We start from the raw sequence: 22050 nt of genomic DNA, 5'->3' as shown, positions 1-22050 counted from the left end.
CCTTGTTTCCACAAGTGCAAAACTTTCCACGGATTATGTGGAACCGCCTGTGGAAAACATGGTGGCACCTCGCTCCAGCCCAGATAAATCAGCGCGTGCAAGCATTTGGTCGTTTTTTGACCAAGTGCTGTTTGTGCATGATTTTGCATGTGTTTTGCGCAGCCAATGGATCCGCCTAGAGCGTGGGGCTTTCTGTGGATAACTCTGTGGGAAAACCTTGGACAGACCGCCAGAGGCGGCATGGTTGAAAGCGTTGCGCCATCATCCACGGATGTCCACAACGCGCAGAGGTTCCCTTGACCCGACGAGTTGCCCCCAATCCATGGGGAAAGCCTTGTGGATAAGGTGCGCATAGCCCGTCGCAGACCTTCTACCACGGGCCTCAGCGGGGTTAGTACATTTTTTGACCAGCGGTGATGACGGTTGTGGTCGAGCCCTGCGCCGGGCATGCTGCGAGGCCTGTCGACGACAATCCAACGCTGAGGAGAAGAGCATGACATCCACCGTATTCATCACCGGCGCGACGTCCGGTTTTGGCGAGGCCACCGCCCGCCGTTTCGCCGACGCCGGCTGGAAGCTGGTGCTCACCGGCCGGCGCAAGGAGCGCCTGGATGCGTTGTGCCATGAACTGTCGGCCAAGACCGAGGTGCACGGCCTGGTGGTCGATGTGCGTGACCGTCAGGCGATGGAGGCCGCCATCGCCAGCCTGCCGCCGACGTTCGACAAGCTGCAGGGCCTGGTCAACAACGCCGGGTTGGCGCTGGGCGTCGACGCTGCGCAGAATTGCAGCCTGGACGACTGGGAAACCATGGTCGACACCAACATCAAGGGGTTGATGTACACCACCCGTTTGCTGCTGCCTCGACTGATCGCCCATGGGCGCGGCGCGTCGATCCTCAACGTCGGTTCGGTGGCGGGCAACTACCCGTACCCGGGTGCGAACGTGTATGGCGGCACCAAGGCGTTCGTCGGCCAGTTCTCCCTGAGCCTGCGCTGCGACCTGCGAGGCACCGGCGTGCGGGTGAGCAATATCGAGCCGGGGCTGTGCGAGAGCGAATTCTCGCTGGTGCGTTTCGGTGGGGACCAGGCGAAGTATGATGCGACCTACGCCGGTGCCAATCCGATCCAGCCCCAGGATATCGCCGAGACCATCTTCTGGATCCTCAACCAGCCGGCGCATATCAACATCAACAGCTTGGAGCTGATGCCGGTGAGCCAGGACTGGGCTGGCTTCTCGATCGACCGATCGGCCAAGGGTTGAATCATGGTGCGGGGTTGTCAGGCAGCCCCGCAGACACGAGGTGTCCACGCTTGAAGAAAATCGCCCTGTTCGCCGATGTGCAGAACCTCTACTACACGGTTCGCCAAGGCCATGGCTGCCATTTCAACTACGCCGCGCTGTGGGCCGAGGTCAGCCGTGAAGGGCAGATCGTCGAGGCGGTGGCCTATGCCATCGACCGTGGTGACAGCAAGCAGCAGCAGTTCCAGCAGATCCTGCGCAACCTTGGGTTCGAGGTGCGCCTCAAACCTTTCATCCAGCGCGCCGATGGCTCGGCCAAGGGCGACTGGGACGTGGGCATCACCCTCGATGTGATCGAGGCGGCGGCGCGGGTCGACCAGGTGGTGCTGGCCTCGGGCGACGGTGATTTCGACTTGTTGCTGGAGCGGGCGATGCTACGCCATGGCGTGGAAACCGTCGTGTACGGTGTGCCGGGGTTGACCGCGTTGTCGGTGATCCGCGCCGCAAGCCGCTACGTGCCTATCGAAGGCCGGCTACTGCTGCGCCACTGACCTGTCATGCTGCGGGCAGGAAGCGGATGTGGGAGTGGGCTTCAGCCTTTCTTGCCATTGCCTTCCAGATGCCCCAGCGGCACCCGTCGCGCCACCGCGCTCGACAGGATGATCGACGTCTTGGTGAAGCCCAGCTGCGACACACGGTTGATCAGCGCCTCCAGCTCGCCCATCGAGGTGACGGCCGCCTGCATGATCACGCATGGGTCGCCGGTCACCCGATGGCATTCGGTGAGTTCGGGGATTTTCTCCAGGGCCTCGTAGGCCTGCTGGTTGCCATGGCTGGCCAGGCGCAGTTCCATCACGCACTGGATCGGCAGCCCGATCTTCTCCAGGTCGACCTTGGCCGTGTAGCCGCTGATCACCCCGCTGGCCTCCAGCTTGGCCACCCGCTCGGCCACTGCCGGGGCCGAGAGATTGACCTGGCGCGCCAGCTGCGCGTAGGTGGCCCGGCCATTTTCCAGCAGGGCGGCGAGGAGCATGCGGTCGTACTTGTCCATGGTAACTCCTGCTGACTTTGTAATCGATTGGAAAGGCGCTGCATAACCATGCATTACAAAGTATTTCGGTGTTTTAAACGTGTTTTGTAACTTAAGTTTGCGCCTGGGCCTTTCTAAACTAATCCACCCGTAAACGGATTTCGAGCCCTTGCCATGTCCACTGCCCGTCGCTTCCCGTTATTGCTTGTCGGCGCCTTTCTTGCCCTGTACCTGGTCTGGGGCTCGACCTACCTGTTTATTCGCATCGGCGTGGAGTCCTGGCCGCCGATGCTGATGGCCGGGGTGCGTTTCGTGATTGCCGGCAGCCTGCTGTATGGCTTCCTGCGCTGGCGCGGTGTGCCGGCGCCGACCTGGCCCCAGTGGCGCGCGGCCGGGGCGATCGGTTTCCTGCTGCTCAGTTGCGGCAACGGCGGGGTGACCCTGGCCGAGCATGCCGGGGTCGCCTCGGGCGTGGCGGCGCTGGCGGTGGCCACGGTGCCGCTGTTCACCCTGGTGTTCGGCCTGTTCTTCGGCCATCGCAATTCGCGCCTGGAGTGGGCGGGGATCGCCCTCGGGCTGGTCGGTATCGGCATGCTCAACATGGGTTCGAACCTGCAGGCCAGCCCCATGGGCGCGGCGCTGATCCTGTTCGCTGCAGCGGCCTGGGCCTTCGGTTCGGTGTGGAGCAAGAGCCTGCCGCTGCCCCAGGGGGCGATGGCCAGCGCCGCGGAAATGCTGGTGGGCGGCGCCGCGCTGCTGATCGGCAGCGCCGTCAGCGGCGAGCGCCTGACCCAGATGCCCACCGCCGCCGGTTGGGGCGCGCTGGCTTACCTGGTGTTCTTCGGTTCGATCCTGGCGTTCAGTTCCTACATGTACCTGCTCAAGCACGTGCGCCCGGCGGCGGCCACCAGTTATGCCTACGTCAACCCGGCGGTGGCGGTGCTGCTGGGGATCGTCTTCGCCGGCGAGCAGATCGGCGCCGAGGAGTGCGTGGCCATGGCGGTGATCATCGGCGCGGTGGTGCTGATCGGCCTGCCGCAGTGGCGCAAGGCGCCGGAGCAACCTGTGCCGCTCAAAGGCGAAATGTGCAAGTAGGGCAGGGCGTTGCGGTAAACTTGCCGCCTTCGCTGAACCCCCTGACGGTATTGCCATGAATTTCGCCCAACTCGGCCTGATCGAACCGCTGCTGCGCACCTTGCAGACGCTGGACTACACCACGCCCACCCCGGTCCAGGCCAAGGCCATCCCTGCGGTGCTCGCCGGCCGCGACCTGATGGCCGCTGCCCAGACCGGCACCGGCAAGACCGCCGGCTTCGCCCTGCCGGTGCTGCAGCGCCTGGCGCTGGAAGGGGAGAAGGTCGCCAGCAACTCGGTGCGCGCGCTGGTGCTGGTACCGACCCGCGAACTGGCCGAGCAGGTTCACGCCAACGTGCGTGAGTACGCCGAGAATCTGCCGCTGTCCACCTACGCGGTATACGGTGGCGTCAGCATCAACCCACAGATGATGCGCCTGCGCCGCGGCGTCGACCTGCTGGTGGCCACCCCGGGCCGTCTGCTCGACCTGTTCCGTCAGAACGCCATCAAGTTCGGCCAGGTGCAGACCTTGGTGCTCGACGAAGCCGACCGCATGCTCGACCTGGGTTTCGCCGAGGAGCTGCAGGCGGTGTACGCAGCGTTGCCACGCAAGCGCCAGACGTTGCTGTTCTCCGCCACCTTCTCCGACCAGATCCGTATGCTCGCGGGCCTGGCGCTGAACGACCCGCTGAGCATCGAGGTCAGCCCGCGAAATGCCGCTGCCAACACGGTCAAGCAATGGCTGGTGCCGGTGGACAAGAAGCGCAAGGCTGACCTGTTCTGCCACCTGCTGCGCAAGCAGCGCTGGAAGCAGGTGCTGGTGTTTGCCAAGACCCGCAATGGCGTGGATCAGCTGGTCGAGCGTCTGCTGGCCGAGGGCGTGAACGCCGACGGCATCCACGGTGATCGCCCGCAGGCGACCCGCCAGCGCGCCCTGGACAGCTTCAAGGCGCGTGAGGTCCAGGTGCTGGTGGCCACCGATGTGGCCGCCCGCGGCCTGGATATCGATGACCTGCCGCTGGTGGTCAACCTCGACCTGCCGATCGTCGCCGAGGACTATGTGCACCGTATCGGTCGGACCGGTCGCGCGGGCAACAAGGGCGAGGCGATCTCGCTGGTGTGCGCCGACGAGGTGCAACTGCTGGCGTCGATCGAGACGCTGATCCGCCAGGTGCTGCCGCGCCACGAGGAGCCGGACTTCATCCCCGATCACCGGGTGCCGGTGACCGACGCCAGTGGCCAGGTGCTGAAGAAGCCGAAGAAACCCAAGAAGCCGAAAGAGAACAGCGCCAAGCGTGGCCTGGGGCGCTGGATGGACAGCGAGGAGGCGGGGGCTTCGGCGCCGGCGGTCAAGGCCGTGCGCAAGGTGCCGAGCTTTGGGGGCAAGCCGGGCAAGCGTAAGCCTTGAGATTTTGGGGGCTGCAAAGCAGCCCCGGCAATCTTAGGCCAGGCGCGCCAGCCAATCCGCCGCCGCGCTCCCAGCCCGCAACCCACTGGCGAAACACGCCGTCAGCAAGTACCCACCCGTCGGTGCCTCCCAATCCAGCATCTCCCCCGCGCAGAACACCCCAGGCAGGTTGCGCACCATCAGCCCCTCATCCAACCCTTCGAAGCGCACGCCACCAGCACTGCTGATCGCCTCGTCCAGCGGCCGGGTCCGCACCAGCGTGATCGGCAACGCCTTGACCGCCGCCGCCAGGCGCTCAGGGTCGGCAAAGGTCGCCTGGTCGGTCAGCTCGCGCAACAACGCCGCCTTCACCCCGTCGATCCCGAGCTGGCCGTGCAGGTGCTTGGCCATCGAGCGCGATCCCCTGGGCTTGGCCAGGGCTTGGGCAATCTTGTCCACAGGCCGGTCCGGCAGCAGGTCGAGCAGCAGCGTCGCCCGCCCGTCGCGGTCGATCGCTTCACGCAGCGCCGCCGACCAGGCATACACCAGGCTGCCCTCCACCCCTTGGGCGGTGAGGATGAATTCGCCCTTGCGCGAGGCGGTGCCAGGCACGCCGAGGGCGATGTTCTTCAGCGGGGCGCCGGCGAACTTGTCCTTGAGCAGATCGCTCCAGCCCTCGACCTCGAAACCGCAGTTGCTCGCCCGCAACGCAGAGATATCCACACCCCGTTCGGCCAGCAGCGGCACCCAGGCGCCGTCCGAGCCCAGGCGCGCCCAGCTGCCGCCACCCAGGGCCAGCACCACGGCGTCGGCCCGTACCTGCAGCTCGCCTTGTGGATAACTGATCCGCAGGGCGCCTTCGGCTGTCCAGCCCAGCCAACGGTGCCGGGTGTGGATAACCACGCCGGCTTCGCGCAGGCGCTTGAGCCAGGCGCGCAGCAGCGGCGCGGCCTTCATGTCGCGAGGGAACACGCGGCCCGAGGTACCGACGAAGGTTTCGATGCCCAGGCCGTGAATCCACTGGCGCAGGGCCTCGCCATCGAAGTCGCGCAGCAGCGTGTCGACCTCGCCCTGGCGTGCGCCGTAACGGCCGATGAAGGCGGGGTAGGGCTCGGAATGGGTGATGTTCATGCCGCCGACGCCGGCCAGCAGGAACTTGCGGCCCACCGAAGGCATGGCGTCGAACACTTCGACCGCCATCCCGCGCCGGGCCAGGGTCTCGGCGGCCATCAGGCCGGCGGGGCCGCCGCCGATCACGGCGACGAGGGGGCGGGAGGCGGGGCGGGGATCGTTCATGGCGGGCGACAGGCTGTGGAAAAGACCGCGCATTCTACCTCAGCGGGGCCTGCCACGACACTGCTCAAAAAACGATCAACTCTTTGCAGCTCAGGCAGTTAAAGGGCTGGAGCGGCTTTCCCGCAGGTTATCCACAAGCGGTTCCACAGTCATTGTGAACAACCGAGCACCCGCGCCGCGCTGTGGTGGAGGATGCCGTGGCGCCGGGCCAGGGCTTCGCGGTCCTTGCTGTAGCCGCCGCCGATCACGCCCATCACCGGGATGTCGCGGCCCAGGCACTGGCGCAACACGTGCTCGTCGCGGGCGGCCAGGCCTGCGTCGGTCAGTTGCAGGTAGCCCAGGGCGTCGTCCTTGTGCACATCGACGCCGGCGTCGTACAGCACCAGGTCGGGCTGGTACAGCGGCAGCAGGTAATTCAGCGCGTCTTCGACCACCTTGAGGTAGGCGTCGTCGTGCATGCCGCGGGGCAGGGGGATGTCCCAGTCGCTCTGGGCCTTGCGTGCCGGGAAGTTCTGCTCGCAGTGCAGCGACACGGTGATCGCCTCCGGCGTGTCGTGGAGCATGCGCGCGGTGCCATCGCCCTGGTGCACGTCGCAGTCGAAGATCAGCACCCGGTGCACGCGACCGGCCTCCAGCAGGTAGCGGCTGATCACTGCCAGGTCGTTGAAGATGCAGAAACCGGCCGGGTGATCGTAGTGGGCGTGATGGGTGCCGCCGGCCAGGTGGCAGGCGATGCCGTGTTGCAGGGCCTGCTCGGCGGTCAGCAGCGAACCGCCCACGGCGCGCACGGTGCGCCGGGCCAGGGCTTCGCTCCAGGGCAGGCCAAGGCGGCGCTGGTCCTCGCGGGACAGTTCACCGTTCATGTAGCGCTCGATGTAGTCGCGGTCGTGGGCCAGGGCGAGGATGTCGTTGGGGCAGATCTCGGGGCGCAGCAGGGCGGCGTCGGTGGTCAGGCCGCTGTCCACCAGGTGATCGCGCAACAGGCGGAACTTGTCCATCGGGAAGCGATGGTCCGGGGGGAACTCGGGGCTGTAGTCGTCGTGGTAGATCAGCGGCAGGGGCATGGTGTCGGCGTGATGGTGGCGAGCACCGATCTTGCCAGCTTTGGTGGCTTCTGTGGGAGCGGGTTCACCCGCGATCACCCGCGTAGCGGGTGCCAGAGACCGCGCTGGCTGCTTCGCGGGTAAACCCGCTCCCACAGGGGCTGGCGAATTGCCGATAGCCGATCACTTGTCGGCCGAGGCCAGCACCCTTTGCCAGTCCGGCTCGTTCATCCGCCCAAGGATCCGTGCCTTGCCGTTGCCATCCACCGACACGAACAGCGCGCTGGCATAACCGCTCTCGCGCTCGCCGCCCGGCACATGCTGCTGGCGGGCGAAGTGATCGATGCAACCGTTGTGGGTCACCAGCACCAGGTTGTGCCCGGGCCGCTTGCGGGCCATGGCCTCGGCCGGGAACGGGTGGTCGCAGCGCTCCAGCCAGTCTTCACTGGTCACGGCCTGGCCGAGGATGAAGTGCGCGGTCTGGCGGGTGCGCAGCTTCGGGCTGCTGAGCAGGTCGGCGCCGGCCAGCCCCAGTTGCTGCAGGCCCTGGCCGACCCGTTGCGCCGCCTGGCTGCCGGCCAGGGTGATGCCGGTCGGATCGTCCAGGCATGGTCCCGGGGCGCTGTCGCAGCGTTCGGCATGGCGAATCATCACGATCACCGCGCCTTCCTTCCAGTCCTGCAGCAGGCCGCTGTCGCTCAACTGTTGCTCGTTGCCAAGGTTCACGATGTGCGTCCTCGTCGCTAGCCAGGTGCTGGCCCCGGCCAGTGCCAGGAGCAGGCCGATGGCAGCGCTGATCGTGGTGCGCGAGCGGCGGCGTTTGCGGGGGGCCAGCAGGGCCGGATTGTGCAGGGTGTTGCTGGGGTGCATGCGTCACTCCGATGGCAATGCGGCGTCGACGAAGGCCGCGGTAGTGTCGGCATTGTGCGAAGCGGCCTGTCGGGGGGCGGTGAAGCCGATGTGAAAAAAGCATCGGCTGGCCGATGCGCGCGGCCTACGCTGTACACTGCCAGACCGTGATTTCGGAGCCGTGCCGATGACCCCCCTCCTGGAACTGGAAAGCCCGCGCCTGGTGTTGCGCCAATGGCAGGATGACGACCTGCGCGAGTTCGCCGCCCTGTGCGCCGACCCGCAGGTGATGCGCTATTTCCCCGCGCCGATGACCCGGGTCGAGGCGGCGGCGCTGATCGGCCGCATCCGTGGCCATTTCAACGAGTACGGCTTCGGCCTGTGGGCCCTGGAGCGCAAGGACAGCGGCGCCTTCATCGGCATGACCGGCCTGCTCAACGTCAACTTCGACGCCCCGTTCGGCCCGGCGGTGGAGATCGGCTGGCGCCTGGCCCGTCGCCACTGGGGGCTGGGCTTCGCCAGCGAGGCGGCCTGGGCCTGCCTGCGCTGTGCCTTCGCCCAGCTGCACCTGGACGAGGTGGTGTCGTTCACCACCGAGGGCAACCTGCCGTCGCAGAAGGTGATGCAGGCCATCGGCATGGTCCAGGACCTGGCGGGCAGCTTCGAGCACCCGCGCCTGCCCGTCGGCGATCCGCTGCGCCCCCATGTGCTGTACCGCATCGACCGCGAGCGCTGGCAACAGAACCTGCGCGGCTGAATAGGTCGCCATTCGTACGACGGGACGAACGGCAAAACCCTGTATCATTCGCCGGTATAACCGCGCCGTATTGCCTTGCCAGGAGAATCCCATGAGCCACGTACTCGACGATCTGGTCGACTTGCTGAGCCTCGAGTCCATCGAGGAGAACCTGTTCCGCGGACGCAGCCAGGACCTGGGCTTCCGCCAGCTGTACGGTGGCCAGGTGCTCGGCCAGTCGCTGTCGGCGGCCAGCCAGACAGTCGAGGACGCCCGCCATGTGCATTCGCTGCACGGTTACTTCCTGCGTCCGGGCGATGCCAGCATGCCGGTGGTCTATTCGGTGGACCGTGTGCGCGACGGCGGCAGCTTCAGCACCCGGCGGGTCACGGCGATCCAGAAGGGCCAGCCGATCTTCACCTGCAGCGCCTCGTTCCAGTACGACGAGGACGGTTTCGAGCACCAGGCGCAGATGCCCGACGTGGTCGGCCCGGAAAACCTGCCCAGCGAAGTCGAGCTGGCCAGTGCCATGGCCGACAAGCTGCCCGAGCGCATCCGCGAAAAGGTGCTGTGCGCCAAGCCCATCGAGATCCGCCCGATCACCGAGCGTGATCCGTTCGACCCCAAGCCGGGCGAGCCGATCAAGTACGCCTGGTTCCGCGCCGACGGCAACCTCCCGGACATCCCGGCGCTGCACAAATACCTGCTGGCCTATGCCTCGGACTTCGGCCTGCTGACCACATCCTTGCTGCCCCATGGCAAGTCGGTGTGGCGCAAGGACATGCAGATCGCCAGCCTCGACCATTCGCTGTGGTTCCACCGTGACCTGCGCGCCGACGAGTGGCTGCTGTACGCCACCGACAGCCCCTGGGCCGGCAATGCCCGCGGCTTCTGCCGTGGCAGCATCTTCAACCGCGCCGGGCAGCTGGTGGCCTCGTCCACCCAGGAAGGCCTGATCCGCCATCGCAAGGACTGGGCATGAGCCTGGGGGACATTCGCCACTGGGTGTTCGACATGGATGGCACCCTGACGGTCGCCGTGCATGACTTCGCGACCATTCGCGAGGCGCTCGATATTCCGTCCGACCACGACATCCTCACCCACCTGGCCGCCTTGCCGGCGGCGGAAGCGGCGGCCAAGCATGCCTGGCTACTGGAACACGAGCGCGACCTGGCGATTGCCTCGAAGGCCGCGGACGGTGCGGTGGAGCTGGTGCGTGAGCTGGCCAGGCGCGACTGCCGGCTGGCCATTCTTACCCGCAATGCCCGCGAACTGGCCCATGTCACCCTCGAGGCCATTGGCCTGGCCGACAGCTTCCCGGTCGAGCACATCCTCGGGCGCGACGAGGCGGCGCCCAAGCCCAGCCCTGACGGGCTGCTGCAGATCGCCCGGGCCTGGGGCGTGAGCCCAGCTGAAATGGTGATGGTCGGTGACTACCGCTTCGACCTCGACTGTGGCCGGGCCGCAGGCACCCGCACCGTATTGGTCAACCTGCCGGACAACCCATGGCCGCATCTGGCCGACTGGCATGCGGCCGATTGCCGGGCGCTGAGGGCATTGCTGGGCTGACGGCCCCGCGATCACCCAGACCTGTCTAAGCTGCACTGCACCTTTTCCCACGATGGAGACCCACCCATGACCACCAAGGCCCTCTACGTCCTGCCCGGCGGCGGCTACGACAAGGTCCAGGCCGGCACCTGCGAAACCGCCGCGCCCAAGGCCGGCGAGATCACCGTGCGCCTGCACGCCAGTTCCCTCAACTACCACGATTTCGCCGTGGTCAGCGGCATGTGGGGGCCGAGCGAGCGGCGCATCCCCATGGCCGACGGCGCTGGCGAGGTGATTGCGGTGGGCGCCGGGGTCAGCGAGTTCCAGGTCGGTGATACGGTGGTCAGCACCTTCTTCCCCGACTGGCTCGATGGCCAGGCCCAGGTCGAGGGCTTTGCCAGCGTGCCGGGTGACGGCATCGACGGCTATGCCCGTGAACAGGTAACCGCCCGGGCCACCTCCTTCACCCTCGCGCCCAAGGGCTACAGCCATGCCGAGTCGGCGACCCTGACCACCGCTGGCCTTACCGCCTGGCGCGCCCTGATGAGCGATGACCACCTCAAGCCCGGCGACAGCGTGCTGGTGCAAGGCACTGGTGGCGTGTCGATCTTTGCCCTGCAATTCGCCAAGCTGGCCGGCGCCACGGTGATCGCCACCTCGTCCAGCGATGCCAAGCTGGAGCGTCTCAAGGCGCTTGGCGCAGATCACCTGATCAACTACAAGACCACGCCCGCCTGGGGCGAAAAGGTCCGTGCACTGACCGGCGGACGCGGCGTGGACCATGTGATCGAAGTCGGTGGCCCGGCCACGCTGGAGCAGTCGATGATCGCCGCGCGCATCGGCGGGCATGTGTCGCTGATCGGCATCCTCACCGGCGTGGCCGGGCAGCTGCCGCTGGTGCAGGCACTGGTGCGGCAGATCCGCCTGCAGGGCGTGCTGGTGGGCAGCCGCGCCCAGCAGCAGGCGATGGTCCGCGCCATCGACGCCAATGGCCTGCGGCCGGTGGTGGACAAGCATTTCGAGCTGGAGCAGATGGTCGAGGCCTTCAAGTACCAGGAGAGCAACAAGCATTTCGGCAAGATCTGCCTGACCTGGTGACGTGGGAGCAGGCTTGCCCCGCGACTCAGGTATGCGAGAGCAATGGAAACATCAGCACCTGCCCATCGACACGGGTAGGTGCCGCTCCCCAGACGAACAGCGCATCATCGTTATCCACAACACGCGCCGCGAAGCCTTCGCAGTTCAGCGGCGCGAACCCCAGCACCACCTCCCGCGTGGTTGAGGTGACCAGCTCGGCCAGCACATCGGCCAGCGCCAGTTCGCGTTCACAGAACACATCCACCAGCACCATCCGCTCGCCATCCTGTTCCATCACCACATAGGCCTCGTGCGCTGAGGAATGGAACACGGCCTCCCGGTAGGGCCCATCGCAATAGAACATCGTCAGCGGCACATTCGGCATCAGGCTCAATCGCGCCTGTGGACAACTCTTTTCCACCGCATCGATGAAGCGTTGGCGTTGATCGCCATCATCCAGGTTCACCAGGTGGAAGGTCGTGGCCCGTGGTTGCGCCGACCAGGTCTGGTAGTACTCGTGTTCGACCACTCGGCGAAAACCGAACCTGGGATAGAGATCCAGCACCGTGCTGTTGGCGAACAGGTACAGCAGGTCGCAGTTACCTGCCCAGCGCTCCACCAGCACCTCCATCAGGTAACGGCTGTAGCCACGTCCCTGTGCTTCGGGCGCGGTCATTACCGTACCGATCTGGACGCAACGCAGGGGCTGGCCATCCAGGGTGAAGTCGAGCAGGTTGGCCGAGGCGTTGGCCAGCATCTTCCCGTCGCGAACCAGCGAGCACGGCTGGTTGTCGGCTTGCCAGAAGCCTGCCTGGTACCAGGCTTCGAAGTCGAAGCCATAGGTCTGCTGGGTGAGGGCGTTGAGTTCGGCGCGCAGGTGCGGGTCGTCGCGGTAGTGCTCGACCTGCGCGAGTGCGGGGTCGTCGAGGAGGAGTGCCATGGCGTCCATACCGGTCCGTGAAGTGAGGGTGAACGTTAACCGCAGCGTGGATGAAAAGTTGTAAGGGTTTGTACCCGGACGCGGCGCGGTCTTCACTCCGGCACCAGCCGATCCCGGCTGTTGGACAGATGCAGGCACATGGCTGCCCGCGCCGCGTCCGGGTCCTGCCGGCGGATGGCGTTGAGGATCGCCTCGTGTTCCAGGTTCGCCAGGTACGCGTGCCTGGCCAGCCTGGCCCCGGCGCGCTCGGCCTGGGCGATACGATTGCGGGGAATCAGCGCCGTCCCCAGGTGCGCCATCATCTCGCCGAAATACAGGTTGCCGGTGGCCTCGGCGATCAGCAGGTGAAAGCGCCGGTCGGCTTCGATGCAACTGTCGCCGGCGGCGGCCAGGTCCTGGTAGTCGTCCAGCGCCTGGCGCAACTGCGCCAGCTGGCGCTCGTCGCGACGCAGGGCGGCGAGGGCGGCGGCCTGGCCCTCCAGGCCAAGGCGCAACTCCAGTAGGTCGCGCACGCTGGCCGCGCTTTCCGGGCCCACCCGCAGCCCGGACTGGGCCTGGCGTTCGATGACGAAGGTGCCGATGCCGTGGCGTGTTTCCACCAGGCCCGAGGCCTGGAGTTTCGACAGCGCCTCGCGGACCACGGTGCGGCTGATGGCGTGGTCGCGCACCAGGGTGTTTTCCGAGGGAAGTCGGTCGCCCGGTGCGTAGGTGCCGAGGAGGATCTGCTGGGTCAGGCGGGAGACCAGGTCGTGGGCGCGGGACATCAGAGGTTCTCAGGTGATGTGGGCTTGCCTGGCGATTGCCATGGAGGCTGCATGAACATCGTCAATCTACTTGTATGACAAGTTGCGCGCAAAGATTTTTTTGATCTGGAAATTGGCTACCTATTGTCAGCTTCAGTGTTCTGATTTTTGGGTATTTAACCGATTTTATCCATTAAATAGCTTGTATTTTACGATTTATCTGAAAAATTGCCGTTGTCGTACAACTCCCTCGAGAATATGCTTCCTCTCACCTGGAGGTCTGACAACTCTCTGTCCACCACCAGCCCCCCAATAAAAACAATGAGTGGGAGCCCCCATGAACGACACCCCAGATCCGTCTGCGCACGCGCTCGCCAGTGCCGTGGCCAAGGTCAAGCGCCATGTCCTGCCGCTGTTCGTCATCATGTTCATCGTCAACTACCTGGACCGCGTCAACATCGGCTTTGTCCGCCCGCACCTGGAAAGCGACCTGGGCATCAGCGCGGCGGCCTACGGCTTCGGCGCCGGCCTGTTCTTCATCGGCTATGCGCTGTTCGAAGTGCCGTCGAACATGCTCCTGCAGCGGGTCGGCGCGCGCCTGTGGCTGACCCGCATCATGTTTACCTGGGGGCTGGTGGCCACGGCCATGGCTTTCGTGCAGACCGAAACCCAGTTCTACGTGCTGCGTTTTCTGCTTGGAGTGGCAGAGGCCGGGTTCTTCCCCGGGGTGATCTACTACTTCACCCGCTGGCTGCCGGCCGCCGAGCGTGGCAAGGCCATCGCCATCTTCCTCAGCGGCTCGGCCTTCGCCTCGCTGATCTCCGGGCCTCTGGCCGGGGCGCTGATGCAGATCCAGGGCATGGGGATGCACGGTTGGCAATGGATGCTGTTCATCGAAGGCATGGCCTCGGTTTTGCTGTGCTTCTTCGTGTTCTTCTGGCTCGACTCCAAGCCCCATGACGCCAAATGGCTGAGCCGCGAAGAGCAAGACGCGCTGGTGGCCGCCATCGACTTGGAGCAACGCGAACGCGAGGCCGGCGGCATGACCAAGGTCTCGGCCTGGCGCCTGCTCAAGGACCGCCAGATCATGCTGTTCTGCCTGATCTACTTCTGCATCCAGCTGACCATCTACGCCGCGACCTTCTGGCTGCCGAGCATCATCAAGCGCATGGGCGATTTGAGTGATCTGCAGGTTGGCTTTTTCAACTCGATCCCCTGGCTGATCTCGATCATCGCCATGTACGCCTTCGCCGCCTGTGCCAAGCGCTGGAAGTTCCAGCAGGCCTGGGTCGCTGCGGCACTGCTGGTGGCGGCTTGCGGCATGTTCATGTCCACCACCGGTGGTCCGGTGTTCGCCTTCGTCGCGGTGTGCTTCGCCGCCATCGGCTTCAAGGCCGCCTCGTCACTGTTCTGGCCGATCCCCCAAGGCTACCTGGATGCACGCATCGCCGCGGCGGTCATCGCCCTGATCAACTCGGTGGGCAACCTCGGCGGCTTCGTCGCACCGACCACCTTTGGTTTGCTCGAGCAACAGACCGGCTCGATCCAGGGCGGCCTGTACGGCCTGGCGGTGACCTCGGTGCTGGCCGCCATTGCCGTGTTCTTCGTGCGCATGCGCCCCAAGGGCGCGGCTTCCCCTGACCTCAAGGCCGCTTCGGCCAACTGACCCCGAGAGAGATCTCCATGAACATGCAGACAACCCCGCAGGCTCACCTCGGCACGCCAGTGGTCACCGACCTGCGGGTCATTCCGGTGGCCGGACACGACAGCATGCTGCTCAACCTCAGTGGCGCCCATGGCCCGTTCTTCACCCGCAATGTCGTGGTGCTACGCGACAGCGCCGGCAACACCGGGCTGGGCGAGGTGCCCGGCGGCGAGAAGATCCGCCAGACCCTCGAGGATGCCCGTGCCCTGGTGGTCGGCCAGCCTATCGGGCACTACCAGCGCCTGCTCAACGCCATGCGCCAGGTTTTTGCCAACCGTGATGCGGGTGGCCGCGGGTTGCAGACCTTCGATCTGCGCATCACCGTGCACGCCGTCACCGCCATCGAGTCGGCCCTGCTCGACCTGCTTGGGCAGCACCTGGGCGTACCCATGGCCGCCCTGTTGGGCGAAGGCCAGCAGCGCGAGGCGGTCAAGATGCTCGGGTACCTGTTCTACATCGGTGATCGTCGGCGCACTGACCTTGCGTATCGCAACGAGGCCGATGCCGACGACGCCTGGTTCCGGCTGCGCCATGAACAGGCACTGACCCCGGAAGCAGTGGTGCGCCTGGCCGAGGCGGCCCAGGCCCGCTATGGCTTCAATGACTTCAAGCTCAAGGGCGGCGTGCTGCGCGGCGAGGAGGAGATGGAGGCGGTCACGGCGCTGGCCGAGCGCTTCCCCGAGGCGCGCATCACTCTTGATCCCAATGGCGCCTGGTCACTCAAGGAGGCCATCGCCCTGTGCCGCGACAAGCACGCCTTGCTGGCCTATGCCGAAGACCCTTGCGGTGCCGAGAACGGCTATTCCGGGCGTGAGGTCATGGCCGAGTTCCGCCGCGCCACTGGCCTGCCCACCGCCACCAACATGATCGCCACCGACTGGCGGCAGATGGGCCATGCGATCCAGTCCCAGGCGGTGGACATCCCTCTGGCCGACCCGCACTTCTGGACTTTGCAGGGATCGGTGCGGGTGGCGCAGATGTGCCATGACTGGGGACTGACCTGGGGCTCGCACTCGAACAATCACTTCGACATCTCACTGGCGATGTTCACCCAGGTGGCGGCAGCTGCGCCCGGCGAGATCACCGCAATCGACACCCACTGGATCTGGCAGGACGGCCAGCGCCTGACCCGCGAACCGCTGCGCATCGTCGATGGCCATGTGCGTGTGCCGGAGCGTCCGGGGCTCGGAGTCGAACTGGACGAGGACCAGTTGGCCAAGGCCCATGAGTGCTATCGCAACATGGGGCTGGGGGCTCGGGATGACAGCGTGGCCATGCAGTACCTGATTCCGGGGTGGGTTTTCGATAACAAGCGGCCGTGCCTGGTGCGTTGATCAAACACGTACCGGCCCTATCGCGTGGCAAGCCCGCTCCCACGCCACGCATTGCTCGTGGGAGCGGGCTTGCCCCGCGATAGGGCCGGAAGGGAAACCGCAAACATTTCCTGCTGCCACCGGTGTTTCCGGTCGGGCGCAGGCAGACGCCCGTGCAGCATCGCCCCGGCCCGCCGGGGCTTTTTTTCGTTTACGCCGCCTTTGCGTACACCACCACCGCCGCCCGCAACTTGCGCCCGCCGAACAGGCTCATGCGCTGGAACTCCTGGTGGCTGACCGGCAGGTGCTGGCAGTCCAGGGCCTGCCGGTGACGAGCGTGGTCGGTGTCGGGGTCGTGCAGGTAGACGAAGTCGTCGTCGCAGGCGGTGACCAGCACCCAGTGCGGCGCCTTGCTGCCGGTCAGCCGGTAGTTGCTGATCAGCACCAGCGCCAGGCCGCCTTCGGCCAGCACCCGGGGCAGATTCGGCGCCTGCCGGGCGATGACCACGTCGCTTTCCTGCAACTCGGCGCAGAAGTCCTCATGGACCAGGCGCATGACCTCCTTCTTGCCGGGCTGGCGCACGCCGTCGAGAAACAGTGGCCCCTCGGTATTGAGCCGTAGTTGCACGCGAAACCCCCGACGCCAGGCGGCCAGCGCCAGCCCATGAGGGCTGCAGCCGCCGTGACCGGAGGTCATGAACACAGTGGTCGCCTCGCGCCACAGGCGCAGTTCCTCGCGACGGCTCGGCGGGCGCTGCGGTTGCAGCGCGGCCATGGCCATCAGCAGGCAGGCCGGGCCGCAGGTGAAGTCGGTGGTCTGGGCGTAGTAGGGGACCGGTCGCGTCTCGCCCGCCGGGTGCTGGAGGATGCGCTTCTCGTAGCGCAAGGCGCTGGTGTGGTCCTCGTAGTAGTCGTCGACCTGGGCGAAGCGCCGGTATCCATGGCGTTCGTACAGGGCAATGGCCTTGGGATTGTCGGTGCGCACCTCAAGACGCAGGTAGGCGCGCTCGTGCTCCAGGGCGCAGCGCTCGGCCTGTTCCAGCAGACGGGCGCCAAGGCCATGGCCACGCGCCTGCTCGGCAATGGCGATGGAATACAGGCGGGCCAGCGAGGTGCCGCGGTGGAACAGCAGCAATGCATAGCCCATCAGCTGGCCGTCGCGTTGCGCCACTAGCAGGCTGGCATTGGCGTGGGACAGCATCCAGCGAAAGCTGCGCGGGGTCAGCCGGTCGAGGGCGAAGCACTGGTTCTCCAGCGCCAGCAGGGCCGACAGGTCGTCAACAGTTGCCAGGCGAAATTCGATGTGCATAGGGCCGCCGTAAAAGTTGCGTAATGAAACGGGACATTCGAAAAACTTCGTGCTTAATAGAAACCGTGTCTACCCAACACAGGGCTTCAAACATGTCTTCGTTTCAGGAACCCTTACCTGGCTGGCCCGGGGAAAGTTCACACTCAAGTACAACCGGTGTTATTTATCCACTGACCCTGGATAACAAGTCAAGTCAGCTGGTGATCATCGTGGAGCGGCGTGAAGACTGGGCTTCTTACCTGCCCAGCGAGGATGTCGTGACGGCCCAGGAGTACCTGGAAGAGCCACGCGAGGCCGATAACGGCAAGCGTGTCCAGGTAATAAACCTATGTCGTAATTATAAGTATCTAGGTCACGGTTATTATTGTTCGTTGTTGGCCGAGGCGCGCGGGCATAAAGTCATTCCCTCGGTCAGAAGTATCAGTGAGTTGACCCGCAAGTCGTTATACGGACTGGCCCTCGACGACATGGCGCGCAGCCTCGAGAGTGCCCTGGCCAATCACCCCTACGGCGAAACCGAAGGGTTCACCCTGACCCTGTATTTCGGCCGTACCGATCTGGAACCGCTGCAGGACATCGCCCGCCAGCTGTTCGAAAGTTTCCCGTGCCCGATCCTGCTGGTGGAGTTCCGCAAGACCAGCGCCTGGCATATCGCCGGGGTCAAGGCCGGCGCGCTGCACAAGTTGCGTGAAGACCAGCAGGACCCCTTCGCCAACGCCCTCGATGGCTTCAGCCGCCGGATCTGGCGCCAGCCTCGCTCGCGGCGGGTGGCGCGTTACGACCTGGCGATCCTCCACGACCCCGATGAGGCGTTGCCGCCATCCAACCCCAAGGCGCTGGAGCACTTCATTCGTGCCGGTCGCCAACTGGGGGTCGACGTCGAGCTGATCGGCAAGAAGGACTACGCCCGCCTGGCCGAATACGACGCGCTGTTGATCCGCGAGACCACCAGTGTCGACAACCACACCTATCGCTTCGCCAAGAAGGCCGAGAGCGAAGGGCTGGTGGTGATGGACGACCCGGCTTCGATCCTGCGCTGCACCAACAAGGTCTACCTGACCGACCTGCTGCGCAGCCATCGCCTGGCCATGCCGGCCAGCGAGATCCTTTACCGCGACAACCCCCAGGCGCTCGAAGGCATCGGCGAGCGGCTGGGCTTTCCGCTGGTGCTGAAGATTCCCGACGGCTGTTTCTCCCGGGGCGTGATCAAGGTCAAGGACCCCGCCGAACTCCAGGCCGCCAGCGCCGAACTGTTCGAGCACTCGGTGCTGCTGCTGGCCCAGGAGTACCTGTACACCGAATACGACTGGCGTATCGGCGTGCTCAATCGCAAGCCGATCTTCGCCTGCCAGTACTTCATGTCCAAGGGCCACTGGCAAATCTTCAACCACCAGGCCCAGCGCGACGAGGTCAACGGCGAGTGCCGCACCCTGGCCGTGCACGAGGCGCCGCGTGCGGTGGTGGAGCTGGCGGTGAAGGCCGCCAATCTGATCGGCGATGGCCTGTACGGCGTCGACCTCAAGCAGGTCGGTGATCGGGTGGTGGTGATCGAGGTCAACGACAACCCCAACCTCGATGCCGGTATCGAAGACGCCTACCTGCACGACGACCTCTACACCCTGGTGCTGGAGGAATTCATCCGCCGCCTGGAGCAGAAGCGCCGGGGGCAAGCCTGGTAACGAGGTGCTGGCATGATCGAAAGCTACAGCCTGGCCCATGGTCAGTTGCGCAAGCGCGAGGGGCTCGATTGCGAGGTGCTGCTGTTCGTCGAACCGGACAGTGCCGAGCGTGAACTGTTGCAGGCGTGGTTCCACCTGGATGCCCACGCCCTGGCTTCGGCGCTGGACCCGGACGAGGTGTCGCGCATCGAACTGCACCGCGATGGCCTGTTCCTGATCTGGAAGCGCCCGGAGAGCTACACCGGGGGAGACAGCTTCGCCTTCCAGGTGTCTTCGTTCGGCATGCTGATGGTCGACGGCCACCTGGTGCTGATCGCCCCGGACGCCTCCCTGCTCGACGGCCTCGGGCAGCGCCATGCGCTGCACGATCCGATGGATGTGTTGTTGGCCATCCTGCTGGACAACCTGCACCACTACCTGGGACACCTGAAGGTGATCAAGATGGTCGCCCGCGAACTGCAGCAACGCTTCGAGCAGTCGCTGGAGAACCACCACCTGATGCAGATGTTCAACCTCAGCGAGAGCCTGATCCACTACATCAACGCCATCCACAGCAATGGCGCGGTGCTCTCGCGCCTGCGCGCCCATGGCGAGAAGCGTCATTTCAACCCCGAGGTGCTGGCGCTGATCGACGACCTGGTCATCGAGAACAACCAGTGCCACAAGCAGGCCGAGATCTACTCGACGGTGTTCGCCGGCTTGATGGACGCCCGCGGCAACCTGGCCAACAACGCGATGAACGAGACCCTGCGCAAGCTCACCCTGATCAACGTGGTGTTCCTGCCGCTGAACCTGATCGCCAGTATTGGCGGCATGTCCGAGTTCAGCATGATGACCGCGGGCGTGCCGTGGTGGCTGGCGTATGCCTTGCTGGTGCTGGCGATGATGCTGTTGGGCGTGCTCATGGTGCTGGCGCTCAAGCGCCTGGCCCGTGGGCGTCGTCCTGTCGTGACCCCTGCGCAAACCGAGCGCCCCGTTGCGCGGCCGAGCCCCTCATTCCCTGGTATAGCCAACTGGAGAACGCCATGAGCAACCTGCAGATCGGCCTGATGATCGTCACGGTGATCGTGGTGTTCGCGGTGGTGAACTTCTACTGGGACTACCTGCGTGACCGCGACTGACGCAAACAGGCATGCCGAGGGGCTTGACTGACGTGCATGGGCACGTGGTGTCGTGATCGAACAGTTGTCTGACGTTTTCGAGCATTTTGCTCGCGCCACGCCCGGCTTAAAGTGAAGCCCGCATCCCCACGGTGCGTTGCCCGGGCGCTTGAGAAGGCCGTAACAGAGCGTGCGCAACGTACTCCGCCCTTAGCCGAGGAGACCGTTTCGCCCGCGCCTGCCCGTCCCTTCCTTGTGTCAGCAAAAAGAGAACAAGACCAATGAACACCGTGGGAACTGATGGCAACCTTGCTCAAGGTTTCAAGCCACGTCACGTAACGATGCTGTCCATCGCCGGCATCATCGGCGCGGGGCTCTTCGTCGGCTCCGGGCACGCCATCGCGGCGGCCGGTCCGGCCACCATCCTCTCTTATTTCGTGGCCGGCACCCTGGTGGTGTTGGTCATGCGCATGCTCGGCGAAATGGCCGTGGCCCACCCCGACACCGGCTCGTTCTCCACCTACGCCGACCAGGCCATCGGTCGCTGGGCCGGTTACACCATCGGTTGGCTGTACTGGTGGTTCTGGGTACTGGTGATCCCCATCGAGGCACTGGCTGCCGGGCACGTGCTCAACGCCTGGTTCCCCCAGGTGGACAGCTGGATATTCGCCCTGGCCTCGGTACTGCTGCTGGCCTGCACCAACCTGTTCAGCGTGGCCAAGTACGGTGAATTCGAGTTCTGGTTCGCCATTCTCAAGGTCACCGCCATTCTCGGCTTCATCGGCCTGGGCTTCGCCGCGCTGGCGGGCTGGTTGCCGGAGCGCGAGGTCAGTGGGCTGAGCACGCTGGTGGACGAGCACGGCGGCTTCGCGCCCAAGGGCTGGTCCGCGGTGGTCGGCGCCTTCATCACCGTGATGTTCAGCTTCATCGGCACCGAGGCAGTGACCATCGCCGCCTCCGAGTCCAGCGACCCGGCGCGCAATATCGCCAAGGCCACCCGCTCGGTGATCTGGCGCATCAGCACCTTCTATATATTGTCGATCTTCGTGATCATCTCGGTGGTGCCGTGGAATGACCCGCAGTTGGCGGTGGTGGGTTCCTACCAGCGCGCGCTGGAAATCATGAACATCCCCAACGCAGCGCTGATGGTCGACTTCGTGGTGCTGATCGCGGTAACCAGCTGCATGAACTCTTCTATCTATATCGCCTCGCGGATGATGTACTCGCTGGCCAAGCGGGGTGATGCGCCGGCCTTGCTGAAGAACACTTCCAAGGTGGGTGTACCGCGCGCCGCGGTGTTCGGCAGCACCCTGATCGGCGCGGCCATCGCCATCCTCAACTACTTCGCGCCCAAGGGCGTGTTCGAGTTCCTGCTCGCCAGCTCCGGCGCCATCGCGCTGCTGGTGTACCTGGTGATCGCCATTTCGCAGCTGCGCATGCGTGGGCGGCTGGAGCGCGAGAACGCCAACCTCAAGTTCCGCATGTGGCTGTTCCCCTGGCTGACCTGGGCAGTGATCCTGTTCATCAGTGGCGCCCTGGCCGTGATGATGTTCACCGAGGAGCACCGTGCCGAGGTGACTGCCACCTTGAGCCTGGCGATCGTGATCTCGTTCCTGGGAATCGTCACCACGCGCGGCCATTCCCGCAGGGCAGTAGAGGTGGGTTCGGCAGGATAACCAGTGGCGCCCACGCCGAAACCGCGTCAGGCCAACAAGGCGGACCAGGTGATGGCCCAGGATTGACTGGCCCGAAACAGATGTAGGGGCGGCCTTGTGCCGCGATGCGCCGCGCGGGCGGCGCTCGGTCTGATAGGCGCTGCAGGGGCTGTGGCGAGCACCTGGCAGCCCTGACGCGGTGTTTTCCCCCGATATTTCACTTTAATGAAATTAACGGTTGACGCCCTGTCAGATCCCCTTATAATGCGCCCCACTTCCGACGTAGTCGAAACGAAAAACCTCTTGTTAATCAATTGGTTGGATGT

Annotated in this window: 20 protein-coding genes; 13 read left to right on the top strand and 7 right to left on the bottom strand. The window is 65.1% G+C overall.

Features of this window, described 5'->3' with window-relative positions; all coding sequences use genetic code 11:
* The first annotated feature begins 493 nt into the window (after positions 1-493).
* Both HU735_RS15715 and HU735_RS15710 read left to right on the top strand, forming a co-directional pair.
* Complete coding sequence (locus HU735_RS15715) at positions 494-1261, top strand: SDR family oxidoreductase (RefSeq protein WP_186714248.1); 768 nt, start codon at positions 494-496, stop codon at positions 1259-1261.
* A gap of 50 nt (positions 1262-1311) precedes the next feature.
* Positions 1312-1791 carry an NYN domain-containing protein gene (locus HU735_RS15710; RefSeq protein WP_186714247.1) on the top strand — a complete coding sequence of 160 codons (480 nt, stop codon included), beginning with the start codon at positions 1312-1314 and terminating at the stop codon, positions 1789-1791.
* Positions 1792-1832: 41 nt separating this feature from the next.
* Here the strand turns inward: HU735_RS15710 and HU735_RS15705 are convergent, their stop codons facing one another.
* Positions 1833-2291, bottom strand: coding sequence for an Lrp/AsnC family transcriptional regulator (locus HU735_RS15705; RefSeq protein ID WP_186714246.1), 459 nt, complete (start codon positions 2289-2291; stop codon positions 1833-1835).
* A gap of 153 nt (positions 2292-2444) precedes the next feature.
* Between HU735_RS15705 and yedA the strand changes: the two genes are divergently transcribed.
* Together yedA and HU735_RS15695 are read left to right on the top strand one after the other, a co-directional pair.
* Positions 2445-3365 carry a drug/metabolite exporter YedA gene (gene yedA / locus HU735_RS15700; RefSeq protein WP_186714245.1) on the top strand — a complete coding sequence of 307 codons (921 nt, stop codon included), beginning with the start codon at positions 2445-2447 and terminating at the stop codon, positions 3363-3365.
* A gap of 55 nt (positions 3366-3420) precedes the next feature.
* Positions 3421-4752: a DEAD/DEAH box helicase gene (locus HU735_RS15695; protein WP_186714244.1), complete on the top strand. Its 1332-nt coding sequence runs from the start codon at positions 3421-3423 to the stop codon at positions 4750-4752.
* A 33-nt stretch (positions 4753-4785) separates the two neighbouring features.
* Here HU735_RS15695 and HU735_RS15690 read toward each other — a convergent pair whose 3' ends face one another.
* The 3 genes from HU735_RS15690 to HU735_RS15680 all read right to left on the bottom strand — a co-directional run bounded on the left by HU735_RS15690 (position 4786) and on the right by HU735_RS15680 (position 7940).
* Positions 4786-6027, bottom strand: a complete 1242-nt coding sequence (locus HU735_RS15690) for a TIGR03862 family flavoprotein (protein ID WP_186714243.1) — start codon at positions 6025-6027, stop codon at positions 4786-4788.
* Positions 6028-6176: 149 nt separating this feature from the next.
* A complete protein-coding gene (locus tag HU735_RS15685; protein ID WP_186714242.1) occupies positions 6177-7091 on the bottom strand; it encodes a histone deacetylase in 915 nt (304 codons plus the stop codon).
* 162 nt (positions 7092-7253) lie between these two features.
* Positions 7254-7940 (bottom strand): histidine phosphatase family protein, encoded by a 687-nt coding sequence (locus HU735_RS15680; RefSeq protein ID WP_186714241.1) that lies wholly within the window; start codon positions 7938-7940, stop codon positions 7254-7256.
* Positions 7941-8106: 166 nt separating this feature from the next.
* On the opposite strand from HU735_RS15680, the gene HU735_RS15675 reads away from it, so the two are divergent.
* The 4 genes from HU735_RS15675 (at position 8107) to HU735_RS15660 (ending at position 11301) form a co-directional block, all read left to right on the top strand.
* Complete coding sequence (locus HU735_RS15675; RefSeq protein ID WP_186714240.1) at positions 8107-8676, top strand: GNAT family N-acetyltransferase; 570 nt, start codon at positions 8107-8109, stop codon at positions 8674-8676.
* Positions 8677-8767: 91 nt separating this feature from the next.
* The gene (gene tesB / locus HU735_RS15670; protein ID WP_050707021.1) at positions 8768-9637 is read left to right on the top strand and encodes an acyl-CoA thioesterase II; all 870 of its coding nucleotides are present in this window, start codon (positions 8768-8770) and stop codon (positions 9635-9637) included.
* Positions 9634-10224: an HAD family hydrolase gene (locus HU735_RS15665; protein WP_186714239.1), complete on the top strand. Its 591-nt coding sequence runs from the start codon at positions 9634-9636 to the stop codon at positions 10222-10224. The genes tesB and HU735_RS15665 overlap by 4 nt, the downstream gene beginning before the upstream one ends.
* Before the next feature lie 66 nt (positions 10225-10290).
* The gene (locus HU735_RS15660) at positions 10291-11301 is read left to right on the top strand and encodes an NAD(P)-dependent alcohol dehydrogenase (protein ID WP_186714238.1); all 1011 of its coding nucleotides are present in this window, start codon (positions 10291-10293) and stop codon (positions 11299-11301) included.
* A 25-nt stretch (positions 11302-11326) separates the two neighbouring features.
* Here the strand turns inward: HU735_RS15660 and HU735_RS15655 are convergent, their stop codons facing one another.
* Positions 11327-12220, bottom strand: coding sequence for a GNAT family N-acetyltransferase (locus HU735_RS15655; protein ID WP_186714237.1), 894 nt, complete (start codon positions 12218-12220; stop codon positions 11327-11329).
* A 92-nt stretch (positions 12221-12312) separates the two neighbouring features.
* The gene (locus tag HU735_RS15650; protein WP_186714236.1) at positions 12313-12984 is read right to left on the bottom strand and encodes an FCD domain-containing protein; all 672 of its coding nucleotides are present in this window, start codon (positions 12982-12984) and stop codon (positions 12313-12315) included.
* 316 nt (positions 12985-13300) lie between these two features.
* On the opposite strand from HU735_RS15650, the gene HU735_RS15645 reads away from it, so the two are divergent.
* A complete protein-coding gene (locus HU735_RS15645) occupies positions 13301-14629 on the top strand; it encodes an MFS transporter (protein ID WP_186714235.1) in 1329 nt (442 codons plus the stop codon).
* Between the two features lie 17 nt (positions 14630-14646).
* Positions 14647-16002 (top strand): glucarate dehydratase, encoded by a 1356-nt coding sequence (gudD, locus tag HU735_RS15640; protein ID WP_186714234.1) that lies wholly within the window; start codon positions 14647-14649, stop codon positions 16000-16002.
* Positions 16003-16192: 190 nt separating this feature from the next.
* On the opposite strand, the gene HU735_RS15635 is transcribed toward gudD, so the two are convergent.
* Complete coding sequence (locus tag HU735_RS15635; protein WP_186714233.1) at positions 16193-17290, bottom strand: peptidase C39 family protein; 1098 nt, start codon at positions 17288-17290, stop codon at positions 16193-16195.
* A gap of 92 nt (positions 17291-17382) precedes the next feature.
* On the opposite strand from HU735_RS15635, the gene HU735_RS15630 reads away from it, so the two are divergent.
* From HU735_RS15630 to gabP, 3 genes are all read left to right on the top strand, one after another.
* The gene (locus tag HU735_RS15630; protein ID WP_238349831.1) at positions 17383-18969 is read left to right on the top strand and encodes a RimK family protein; all 1587 of its coding nucleotides are present in this window, start codon (positions 17383-17385) and stop codon (positions 18967-18969) included.
* A 12-nt stretch (positions 18970-18981) separates the two neighbouring features.
* Positions 18982-19998 carry a magnesium transporter CorA family protein gene (locus HU735_RS15625; protein WP_186714232.1) on the top strand — a complete coding sequence of 339 codons (1017 nt, stop codon included), beginning with the start codon at positions 18982-18984 and terminating at the stop codon, positions 19996-19998.
* Positions 19999-20350: 352 nt separating this feature from the next.
* Entirely contained in the window at positions 20351-21745 is a 1395-nt protein-coding gene (gene gabP, locus HU735_RS15620) for a GABA permease (RefSeq protein WP_186714231.1), read from the top strand.
* Positions 21746-22050: the final 305 nt, after the last annotated feature.

It is taken from the genome of Pseudomonas sp. BW16M2, from assembly GCF_014268865.1.
Taxonomy (GTDB): domain Bacteria; phylum Pseudomonadota; class Gammaproteobacteria; order Pseudomonadales; family Pseudomonadaceae; genus Aquipseudomonas; species Aquipseudomonas peradeniyensis.
Note: the sequence above shows the minus strand (reverse complement) of the source record. Positions and strands in the feature narration are given on the sequence as shown.

Excerpts from the sequence above, each read along its gene's own strand:
- HU735_RS15635 (WP_186714233.1), bottom strand. The coding sequence starts at position 17,290 with ATGCACATCGAATTTCGCCTGGCAACTGTTGACGACCTGTCGGCCCTG.
- HU735_RS15630 (WP_238349831.1), top strand. The coding sequence starts at position 17,383 with ATGTCTTCGTTTCAGGAACCCTTACCTGGCTGGCCCGGGGAAAGTTCA.
- gabP (WP_186714231.1), top strand. The coding sequence starts at position 20,351 with ATGAACACCGTGGGAACTGATGGCAACCTTGCTCAAGGTTTCAAGCCA.
- gudD (WP_186714234.1), top strand. The coding sequence starts at position 14,647 with ATGAACATGCAGACAACCCCGCAGGCTCACCTCGGCACGCCAGTGGTC.
- HU735_RS15690 (WP_186714243.1), bottom strand. The coding sequence starts at position 6,027 with ATGAACGATCCCCGCCCCGCCTCCCGCCCCCTCGTCGCCGTGATCGGC.
- tesB (WP_050707021.1), top strand. The coding sequence starts at position 8,768 with ATGAGCCACGTACTCGACGATCTGGTCGACTTGCTGAGCCTCGAGTCC.
- HU735_RS15665 (WP_186714239.1), top strand. The coding sequence starts at position 9,634 with ATGAGCCTGGGGGACATTCGCCACTGGGTGTTCGACATGGATGGCACC.
- HU735_RS15685 (WP_186714242.1), bottom strand. The coding sequence starts at position 7,091 with ATGCCCCTGCCGCTGATCTACCACGACGACTACAGCCCCGAGTTCCCC.
- HU735_RS15695 (WP_186714244.1), top strand. The coding sequence starts at position 3,421 with ATGAATTTCGCCCAACTCGGCCTGATCGAACCGCTGCTGCGCACCTTG.
- HU735_RS15660 (WP_186714238.1), top strand. The coding sequence starts at position 10,291 with ATGACCACCAAGGCCCTCTACGTCCTGCCCGGCGGCGGCTACGACAAG.
- HU735_RS15680 (WP_186714241.1), bottom strand. The coding sequence starts at position 7,940 with ATGCACCCCAGCAACACCCTGCACAATCCGGCCCTGCTGGCCCCCCGC.
- HU735_RS15645 (WP_186714235.1), top strand. The coding sequence starts at position 13,301 with ATGAACGACACCCCAGATCCGTCTGCGCACGCGCTCGCCAGTGCCGTG.
- HU735_RS15715 (WP_186714248.1), top strand. The coding sequence starts at position 494 with ATGACATCCACCGTATTCATCACCGGCGCGACGTCCGGTTTTGGCGAG.
- HU735_RS15650 (WP_186714236.1), bottom strand. The coding sequence starts at position 12,984 with ATGTCCCGCGCCCACGACCTGGTCTCCCGCCTGACCCAGCAGATCCTC.
- HU735_RS15625 (WP_186714232.1), top strand. The coding sequence starts at position 18,982 with ATGATCGAAAGCTACAGCCTGGCCCATGGTCAGTTGCGCAAGCGCGAG.
- HU735_RS15705 (WP_186714246.1), bottom strand. The coding sequence starts at position 2,291 with ATGGACAAGTACGACCGCATGCTCCTCGCCGCCCTGCTGGAAAATGGC.
- HU735_RS15675 (WP_186714240.1), top strand. The coding sequence starts at position 8,107 with ATGACCCCCCTCCTGGAACTGGAAAGCCCGCGCCTGGTGTTGCGCCAA.
- yedA (WP_186714245.1), top strand. The coding sequence starts at position 2,445 with ATGTCCACTGCCCGTCGCTTCCCGTTATTGCTTGTCGGCGCCTTTCTT.
- HU735_RS15655 (WP_186714237.1), bottom strand. The coding sequence starts at position 12,220 with ATGGCACTCCTCCTCGACGACCCCGCACTCGCGCAGGTCGAGCACTAC.